Genomic DNA, 5442 nt, shown 5'->3' on the forward strand with positions numbered 1-5442 from the left:
AAAAGGGGGTGTGACGGGGAGGACCGGCCCCCCACAACAGATGTCCGGCGGTGTCCTACTCTCCCACCACCCTTCGGTGGCAGTACCATCGGCGCTGGCAGGCTTAGCTTCCGGGTTCGGAATGGGACCGGGCGTTTCCCCACCGCTATGACCGCCGTAACACGGCGAGACATGGTGTCTCAGAACCAGACAGTGAACACGTGTCCTGCTCGCGACCTCTTGCCCGTGCACTGTGGTGCATGGGTGAACGTTCGATGAAGTCAAGCCCTCGGCCTATTAGTACCGGTCCGCTCCACACCTTGCAGCGCTTCCACGTCCGGCCTATCAACCCAGTAGTCTGCTGGGAGCCTTACCCTCTCAAGGAGGTGGGAGACCTCATCTAGAAGCAGGCTTCCCGCTTAGATGCTTTCAGCGGTTATCCCTTCCGAACGTAGCCAACCAGCCATGCACCTGGCGGTACAACTGGCACACCAGAGGTTCGTCCGTCCCGGTCCTCTCGTACTAGGGACAGCCCTTCGCAAGTCTCCAACGCGCGCAGCGGATAGGGACCGAACTGTCTCACGACGTTCTAAACCCAGCTCGCGTACCGCTTTAATGGGCGAACAGCCCAACCCTTGGGACCTACTCCAGCCCCAGGATGCGACGAGCCGACATCGAGGTGCCAAACCATGCCGTCGATATGGACTCTTGGGCAAGATCAGCCTGTTATCCCCGGGGTACCTTTTATCCGTTGAGCGACGGCGCTTCCACAAGCCACCGCCGGATCACTAGTCCCAGCTTTCGCTCCTGCTCGACCTGTCGGTCTCACAGTCAAGCTCCCTTGTGCACTTGCACTCGACACCTGGTTGCCGACCAGGCTGAGGGAACCTTTGGGCGCCTCCGTTACCTTTTAGGAGGCAACCGCCCCAGTTAAACTACCCACCAGACACTGTCCCTGACCCGGATCACGGGCCCAAGTTAGACAGCCAGCACGACCAGAGTGGTATTTCAACGTCGCCTCCACCCTCACTGGCGTGAGGACTTCACCGGCTCCCACCTATCCTACACAAGCCGAGCCGACCACCAATATCAAGCTATAGTAAAGGTCCCGGGGTCTTTCCGTCCTGCTGCGCGTAACGAGCATCTTTACTCGTAGTGCAATTTCGCCGAGTCCGTGGTCGAGACAGCCGAGAAGTCGTTACGCCATTCGTGCAGGTCGGAACTTACCCGACAAGGAATTTCGCTACCTTAGGATGGTTATAGTTACCACCGCCGTTTACTGGCGCTTAAGTTCTCAGCTTCGCCCCGAAGAGCTAACCGGTCCCCTTAACGTTCCAGCACCGGGCAGGCGTCAGTCCGTATACATCGTCTTGCGACTTGGCACGGACCTGTGTTTTTAGTAAACAGTCGCTTCTCGCTGGTCTCTGCGACCCCACCCAGCTCCCCAGCGCAAGACTGGTCACCAGACAGGGCCCCCCTTCTCCCGAAGTTACGGGGGCATTTTGCCGAGTTCCTTGACCACGGTTCGCTCGATCGCCTTGGTATTCTCTACCTGACCACCTGTGTCGGTTTGGGGTACGGGCCGCGCTAGGACTCGCTAGAGGCTTTTCTTGGCAGCATAGGATCAACCACTTCGCCACAATCGGCTCGGCATCAGATCTCAGGCATCCGTGCGGCGGATTTGCCTACCGCACACCCTACATCCTTACCCCGGGACAACCATCGCCCGGGCTGGCCTACCTTCCTGCGTCACCCCATCGCTTGCCTACTACTGGATCGGGTCGTCGACTCCCCCCACATCACCCGAAGGATCAGCAGGCTTCACCGACTCAGCATCCCCAGCCTCGACATGGGCGTCCTTGCACGGGTACGGGAATATCAACCCGTTATCCATCGACTACGCCTGTCGGCCTCGCCTTAGGCCCCGACTCACCCTGGGCGGAACAGCCTGGCCCAGGAACCCTTGGTCATCCGGCGGCAGGGATTCTCACCCTGCTTTCGCTACTCATGCCTGAATTCTCACTCGTGCCGCGTCCACAACTACCTTCCAGTGCTGCTTCACCCACGGCACGACGCTCCCCTACCCATCCCCGCCCCTGAACACGAATGCTAGGGTTACCACGGGAATGCCACAGCTTCGGCGGTGCGCTTGAGCCCCGCTACATTATCGGCGCGGAATCACTTGACCAGTGAGCTATTACGCACTCTTTCAAGGGTGGCTGCTTCTAAGCCAACCTCCTGGTTGTCTGTGCGACTCCACATCCTTTCCCACTTAGCGCACGCTTGGGGGCCTTAGCTGGTGGTCTGGGCTGTTTCCCTCTCGACGACGAAGCTTATCCCCCGCCGTCTCACTGCCGCGCTTGCACTTACCGGCATTCGGAGTTTGGCTAACTTCAGTAACCTTGTGAGGCCCCTAGGCTATCCAGTAGCTCTACCTCCGGCAAGCAACACACGACGCTGCACCTAAATGCATTTCGGGGAGAACCAGCTATCACGGAGTTTGATTGGCCTTTCACCCCTAACCACAGGTCATCCCCCAGGTTTTCAACCCTGGTGGGTTCGGGCCTCCACGCGGTCTTACCCGCGCTTCACCCTGCCCATGGCTAGATCACCCCGCTTCGGGTCTAGAACGTGCGACTGGACGCCCTATTCGGACTCGCTTTCGCTCCGGCTCCCCCACACGGGTTAACCTCGCCACACGCCGCTAACTCTCAGGCTCATTCTTCAAAAGGCACGCCGTCACACCTCGAGGGTGCTCCGACGGCTTGTAGGCACACGGTTTCAGGTACTCTTTCACTCCCCTCCCGGGGTACTTTTCACCTTTCCCTCACGGTACTAGTCCGCTATCGGTCATCAGGGAGTATTCAGGCTTACCAGGTGGTCCTGGCAGATTCACACGAGATTTCTCGGGCCCCGTGCTACTCGGGGACAGCTCATACACGCGCCGCTGGACTTTCGCCTACAGGGGTCTCACCTTCTCCGCCGGCCCTTCCCAGAACCTTCGACTACCCCAACGGACACGCGCGCCGGCGCGGCAGCACCAGCACAGAACGCCCCACAACCCCACGACCGCAACCCCTGCCGGGTATTCCACAGCCATGGTTTAGCCACCATCCGCTTTCGCTCGCCACTACTCACGGAATCACTGTTGTTTTCTCTTCCTGCGGGTACTGAGATGTTTCACTTCCCCGCGTTCCCTCCAACCGCCCTATAGATTCAGGCGGTGGTGACAGCCCATGACGACTGCCGGGTTCCCCCATTCGGACATCCTCGGATCAACGCTCGGTTGGCAGCTCCCCGAGGCTTAACGCAGCCTCCCACGTCCTTCATCGGCTCCTGATGCCCAGGCATCCACCGTGCGCCCTTACCAACTTGGCCGCATCGAACGAACACACACACACCACAACGAAATCACACGAGCAAAAAGATCACTCGCAGAACACACATCCACTGTCCAGTTCTCAAACACCACCCGGCACCCACCAGCGTCACGACACCCACCCACCCCCACCAGACCCCACCCACCCCCACAAGGAGCAGACCAGGACCCACCAGACGCGGTATGCGATGCCCACCGGTGCACCGGCCAGAGACAACCAGCTCCCACCCCACACGGGCGCAGCTCGTTCCCTCAGGACCCAACAGCGTGCCCCCACCACCAGCAGCCACACAGGACCACCAGCCAGCAGGACTCCGAGGAGACGTTCCACCCATGAGCGCGACCACCCCAGCCCCATACGGACCAGGCGTGGCCCCTTGCCCCCCAGCACCCCGACCAGCACCACCTCCCCCACCCCCACAGAGGGCAGGATCACCAGCAGCACCAGCACACGAGCACCAGAAGGGAAGAGAGCTCCTTAGAAAGGAGGTGATCCAGCCGCACCTTCCGGTACGGCTACCTTGTTACGACTTCGTCCCAATCGCCAGTCCCACCTTCGACAGCTCCCTCCCTTGCGGGTTAGGCCACCGGCTTCGGGTGTTACCGACTTTCGTGACGTGACGGGCGGTGTGTACAAGGCCCGGGAACGTATTCACCGCAGCGTTGCTGATCTGCGATTACTAGCGACTCCGACTTCACGGGGTCGAGTTGCAGACCCCGATCCGAACTGAGACCGGCTTTTTGGGATTCGCTCCACCTCACGGTATCGCAGCCCTTTGTACCGGCCATTGTAGCATGTGTGCAGCCCAAGACATAAGGGGCATGATGACTTGACGTCATCCCCACCTTCCTCCGAGTTGACCCCGGCAGTCTCCCATGAGTCCCCACCCGAAGTGCTGGCAACATGGAACGAGGGTTGCGCTCGTTGCGGGACTTAACCCAACATCTCACGACACGAGCTGACGACAGCCATGCACCACCTGTCCACGGCCCCGAAGGACACCACATCTCTGCGGCTTTACCGTGAATGTCAAGCCTTGGTAAGGTTCTTCGCGTTGCGTCGAATTAAGCCACATGCTCCGCCGCTTGTGCGGGCCCCCGTCAATTCCTTTGAGTTTTAGCCTTGCGGCCGTACTCCCCAGGCGGGGCGCTTAATGCGTTAGCTACGGCACAGGGAACGTGGAATGCTCCCCACACCTAGCGCCCAACGTTTACGGCGTGGACTACCAGGGTATCTAATCCTGTTCGCTCCCCACGCTTTCGCTCCTCAGCGTCGGTACCGGCCCAGAGACCCGCCTTCGCCACCGGTGTTCCTCCTGATATCTGCGCATTTCACCGCTACACCAGGAATTCCAGTCTCCCCTGCCGGACCCTAGCAAGCCCGTATCGAATGCAGACCCGGGGTTAAGCCCCGGGCTTTCACACCCGACGTGACCCGCCACCTACGAGCTCTTTACGCCCAATAATTCCGGACAACGCTTGCACCCTACGTATTACCGCGGCTGCTGGCACGTAGTTAGCCGGTGCTTCTTCTGCAGGTACCGTCACTTGCGCTTCTTCCCTGCTGAAAGAGGTTTACAACCCGAAGGCCTTCATCCCCCACGCGGCGTCGCTGCGTCAGGCTTCCGCCCATTGCGCAATATTCCCCACTGCTGCCTCCCGTAGGAGTCTGGGCCGTGTCTCAGTCCCAGTGTGGCCGGTCACCCTCTCAGGCCGGCTACCCGTCGTCGCCTTGGTAGGCCACTACCCCACCAACAAGCTGATAGGCCGCGAGCCCATCTCTGGCCGATGAATCTTTCCACCCCCCACCATGCAGCAGGAGGTCATATCCGGTATTAGCCCCGGTTTCCCGGAGTTATCCCGAAGCCAGAGGCAGGTTGCTCACGTGTTACTCACCCGTTCGCCGCTGATCCCCCCCGAAGGGGTTCACCGCTCGACTTGCATGTGTTAAGCACGCCGCCAGCGTTCGTCCTGAGCCAGGATCAAACTCTCCAACAAAGCATCTAGAAAACTAGACACCCGATATCGAGCAAACCCTCAAACACCCCCGAAGGGGCGCTCAAAGAAACCCACCACCCACACCA

At 60.1% G+C, this 5442-nt stretch carries 3 rRNA genes; all 3 read right to left on the bottom strand.

Annotated features, from left to right (window positions below):
• Nucleotides 1-42: 42 nt before the first annotated feature.
• Nucleotides 43-159: ribosomal RNA gene (gene rrf, locus EV189_RS19865) — 5S ribosomal RNA — on the bottom strand.
• Between the two features lie 97 nt (nt 160-256).
• Nucleotides 257-3357 (bottom strand): 23S ribosomal RNA (locus EV189_RS19870).
• Nucleotides 3358-3840: 483 nt separating this feature from the next.
• A 16S ribosomal RNA gene (locus EV189_RS19875) occupies nt 3841-5356 on the bottom strand.
• Together the 16S, 23S and 5S rRNA genes form the textbook arrangement of a ribosomal RNA operon.
• Nucleotides 5357-5442 lie beyond the last annotated feature (86 nt).

It is taken from the genome of Motilibacter rhizosphaerae, assembly GCF_004216915.1.
GTDB classification, from domain to species: Bacteria; Actinomycetota; Actinomycetes; order Motilibacterales; family Motilibacteraceae; genus Motilibacter; species Motilibacter rhizosphaerae.